This is a genomic window from Candidatus Limnocylindrales bacterium (assembly GCA_035626395.1).
GTDB lineage: Bacteria > Desulfobacterota > Binatia > UBA1149 > CAITLU01 > DASPNH01.
This window is the reverse complement of the sequence record DASPNR010000010.1, coordinates 1-1,157: the sequence shown is the minus strand read 5'-3', so window position 1 is coordinate 1,157 and position 1,157 is coordinate 1. Positions and strand designations below refer to the sequence as shown.

General features: G+C 65.9%; 1 protein-coding gene. It reads left to right on the top strand.

Going from position 1 to position 1,157, the window contains the following annotated elements:
* On the top strand, positions 1-1,157 hold a 1,157-nt coding region (tuf, locus tag VEC57_05930), incomplete at its 3' end, for an elongation factor Tu (protein HYB98658.1).

The following is a 1,157-nucleotide window of genomic DNA, read 5'->3' as shown; positions in this document are numbered from 1 at the left end:
ATGGCCAAGGAAAAGTTCGAACGCACCAAGCCGCACTGCAACATCGGCACGATCGGTCACGTTGACCACGGCAAGACGACGCTGACGGCGGCGATCACGATGACGCTGGCCAAGTCGGGCGGCGGCAAGGCGATGCAGTATGCGGACATCGACGCGGCGCCGGAAGAGAAGGCGCGCGGCATCACCATCAACACGGCGCACGTCGAGTATGAGACGGCCAACCGTCACTACGCCCACGTCGACTGCCCGGGCCACGCCGACTATGTGAAGAACATGATCACGGGCGCGGCGCAGATGGACGGCGCCATCCTGGTGGTGTCGGCGGCCGACGGCCCGATGCCGCAGACGCGCGAGCACATCCTGCTGGCCCGTCAGGTCGGCGTGCCGGCGCTGGTCGTCTATATGAACAAGGTCGACCTGGTGGACGACGCCGAGCTGCTCGAGCTGGTCGAGATGGAGATCCGCGAGCTGCTCTCCAGCTACCAGTTCCCGGGCGACGAGATCCCGATCACGGCCGGTTCGGCCAAGGCGGCGACGGACGGCGTCAACCCGGAGATCGGCGAGCAGTCGATCCTGAAGCTGATGCAGACGGTGGACGAATACATTCCGCAGCCGGAGCGTCCGGTGGACCTGCCGTTCCTGATGCCGGTGGAAGACGTGTTCTCGATCTCGGGCCGCGGCACGGTGGTGACCGGTCGCGTCGAGCGCGGCATCGTCAAGGTCGGCGAGGAGGTCGAGATCGTCGGCATCCGTCCGGTGCAGAAGACGACCTGCACGGGCGTCGAGATGTTCCGCAAGCTGCTCGACCAGGGCCAGGCGGGCGACAATGTCGGCGTGCTGCTGCGCGGCACCAAGCGCGAGGACGTCGAGCGCGGCCAGGTGCTGTGCAAGCCGGGCTCGATCACCCCGCACACCAAATTCCTGGCCGAGGCCTACATCCTGACCAAGGAAGAGGGCGGCCGTCACACGCCGTTCTTCACCAACTACCGTCCGCAGTTCTACTTCCGCACCACGGACGTGACCGGCATCGTGCACCTGAAGGAAGGCGTCGAGATGATCATGCCCGGCGACAACGCCGAGCTGAACGTCGAGCTGATCACCCCCATCGCCATGGAAGAGAAGCTGCGCTTCGCCATCCGCGAAGGCGGCCGCACGGT